The organism is Olsenella sp. An293, from assembly GCF_002159495.1.
Taxonomy (GTDB): domain Bacteria; phylum Actinomycetota; class Coriobacteriia; order Coriobacteriales; family Atopobiaceae; genus Thermophilibacter.
The window spans coordinates 1-2,462 of the sequence record NZ_NFIT01000031.1 but is presented as its reverse complement, the minus strand read 5'-3'; the positions used below and the strand labels follow the sequence as shown (position 1 = coordinate 2,462).

Below are 2,462 nucleotides of genomic sequence, written 5' to 3'. Positions count from 1 at the left end.
CCCCATCGTGGGCTCCTCGACGCAGCAGGGCGCGGCGAACCGCACCCTCGAGCTCTGCGCCGAGCCCTTCGAGGACGTGCGCGCCGCCCAGGCCATGCACCACCTCGTCTCCGCGCAGCACGGAACCGCGGGGCGGGCATACGTGGCGGCGCTGAGGCGAAACGACGCAGCCTTCTACGCGGGGCAGTTCTCCTCCGTGCGCGACGCCGTGTGCGCCGCCGCCGGCGGGCACCCGCAGGCCGACAACGTGGCGCTGCTCGCGCTCGCGGACGCCCTCGCGCAGTTCTACGTGTTCGCGCCGGGCAGCGACTGGGCGGCGTGCCTGGAGGGCGCGATGCTGATGGCGCGCTGGGCGCTCGTGAACGCCACGGGCACCGACGGCGGCGACACCGACGTGAAGGCGATCCAGTTCGTGGCCGAGTGGCTGGTGCGCAACCGCCTGCACTTCGAGAGCTCGGCGGAGATGGACCGGCTCGAGCGATGGGGGTCGGTGGAGCAGTACCGGGACCGCCCGGGCTTCTGCTGGTGGGTCTTCTCGTCCGTGCTCGACCAGGCGCTCGGGGGCGCCAACTTCGACCGGCAGAAGACGCTCAGGCGCATGGCCGACGAGGGCGTGCTGCTGCCCGGCTCCGGGCGCGGGTTCACGCGGCAGAAGCGCTTCGGCGACTCGCGGGTGTACTGCGTGTGCGTGGACAACGCGGCGCTGGAGGCCATGCTCGAGCGCTCGGCTGGCGCGCCGCCGGCGGTGGCGCCGTCTCAAGGGGGCGGGCCATGCTGAGACACGGGTCGAGACGCCCCTGGCGGCTGGTGAGGGTGCGCGTCCCCTCCTCTTGTCTCAACGTCTTGACGGGGACGAGACATGAGGGGACGTCGCGCGCGGGCGGGCGCGGGCGCGCGCACGCGCGGGCGGGGGCTCTGGGCTCGCCTCCGGTCGAGACGTTGAGACGGGCGGCGTTCTCGCTGGTAGGCGGGCTGTTCGCCGTCTCAATCGGGCGGCACGGGCGCGATGGCACGCGGGCTTCGAGCATGAGACGCGGAGGGAGGTGCGCGCGGTGAGCTGGTGGACCGAGGAGCAGGACGACGTCCTGCGCGAGGTGAGCTTCCGCGGGGCGGAGTACGCCGCCGCCGAGATCGAGCGGAGGTGCGGCGTCTCCCACTCTGTGCGGGCGGTGGAGATGCGCGCGTCGCGGATCCACTGCTCGCTGGCGATCCAGACGGTATGCCCGCAGTGCGGGGCTGTGGGCGTGAAGATCAACCGGCAGACGGGGATGTGCCCGCTCTGCACGGAGCGCTACCACCTGGAGCAGGAGCGCGCCTTCAACGAGCAGCTCGAGCGCGAGCGGGAGGCGTGCGAGCGCTCCGAGGAGCTTGCAGAGGTGCGGCGCGAGCGCGACATGATGCGGCAGCGCAACAGCCGCCTGTGCAGGAAGTACGGGCTCAAGGGGCGGCGGGAGCGGAAGAGCTAAGGCCACCGGCGATATAATCGGGCACGAGTTCAGCCGACCGATTTGGAGGTATCCCATGGGGCTGTTTGGATCTCGCGAGGAGAAGCTCGAGAACAAGGCTCAGCAGTACAGGAACGCCGGCCTCTTCCAATACAACGACAACATAAAGGCGAGCCTGGCCCCCAAGGACGGCAAGCTGCACGTCCTCATGGTCAACAGCTTCTCCAAGTGGCTGAACCAAACCTTCGAGTGCGAGAACAAGTACTCCGGCCAGATCGACGGCATCGTCACCGCCATGCAGGATGACGGCTACGAGATCGTGGACGTCAAGTTCAACTCCATCCAGGGACAGGGCCTCACGGGCAACATGGAGGGCTTCCACACCCTGATTCTCTATAGGTAGCCATAGCGTTCTTGATAGGTAACGGGGGACGTCCGTCTAGCGGACGTCCCCCCCCCTTTGTGACGCGACGCGAGAATCCACCGTGATGAGGTCTACCGAATGTCACGGGGGTGATGCGCATGGCAAGGCGTCCGAAGCTGACGCAGGAGATGGTTGACGAGGCGATCCGCCTCAAGGCGGACGGCCTCTCCAACGGCGACATCATCTGCGCGCTGGGCATCCACGAGTCGACGTTCTACCGCTGGATCGGGGAGCCGAAGAACAAGCTGCAGCGCGCATTAAGCGAGGGGCTAAAAAAGGAGGAGTCGGCGTTCAAGCGGACGCTGCTCACCACGATCCGCTCGGCGGCACTGGCGCGCAACCAGTACTGGACGGCGGCGGCGTGGCTGCTGGAGCGAAAGTACCCCGACGAGTTCGGCAAGGCGGAGCGCAAGAGCGACGAGGGCCGCGAGGACGCGGCGCCCAGGATCGTGCTCGGCGTGGTGGCCCAGCCGGTGCAGCAGACGCTGCCGCTGGACGGGCTCGGCGAGGAGCGCACCGATGGTTGACGCGTCGGCGCTCGTCATCCCGCGCTTCCACGACGTGCTGGGCGACGTGATGGCGCACGGGCACAC

The 2,462-nt window shown here is 68.8% G+C and carries 4 protein-coding genes; all 4 read left to right on the top strand.

Annotated elements, in window-relative coordinates; genetic code table 11:
- Positions 1–778 (top strand): hypothetical protein (locus B5F85_RS10745; RefSeq protein WP_158094607.1); only part of this gene is annotated, 778 nt, incomplete at its 5' end.
- 274 nt (positions 779–1,052) lie between these two features.
- Positions 1,053–1,466 carry a hypothetical protein gene (locus B5F85_RS10440; RefSeq protein ID WP_087317039.1) on the top strand — a complete coding sequence of 138 codons (414 nt, stop codon included), beginning with the start codon at positions 1,053–1,055 and terminating at the stop codon, positions 1,464–1,466.
- 55 nt (positions 1,467–1,521) lie between these two features.
- On the top strand, positions 1,522–1,848 hold the full coding sequence (locus B5F85_RS10435) for a hypothetical protein (RefSeq protein ID WP_087317036.1): 327 nt from the start codon (positions 1,522–1,524) through the stop codon (positions 1,846–1,848).
- A gap of 119 nt (positions 1,849–1,967) precedes the next feature.
- On the top strand, positions 1,968–2,396 hold the full coding sequence (locus tag B5F85_RS10430) for a hypothetical protein (RefSeq protein ID WP_087317043.1): 429 nt from the start codon (positions 1,968–1,970) through the stop codon (positions 2,394–2,396).
- Positions 2,397–2,462: the final 66 nt, after the last annotated feature.

Bases quoted from the DNA above. Each gene is read 5' to 3' on its own strand.
- B5F85_RS10435 (WP_087317036.1), top strand. From the start codon at position 1,522: ATGGGGCTGTTTGGATCTCGCGAGGAGAAGCTCGAGAACAAGGCTCAG.
- B5F85_RS10430 (WP_087317043.1), top strand. From the start codon at position 1,968: ATGGCAAGGCGTCCGAAGCTGACGCAGGAGATGGTTGACGAGGCGATC.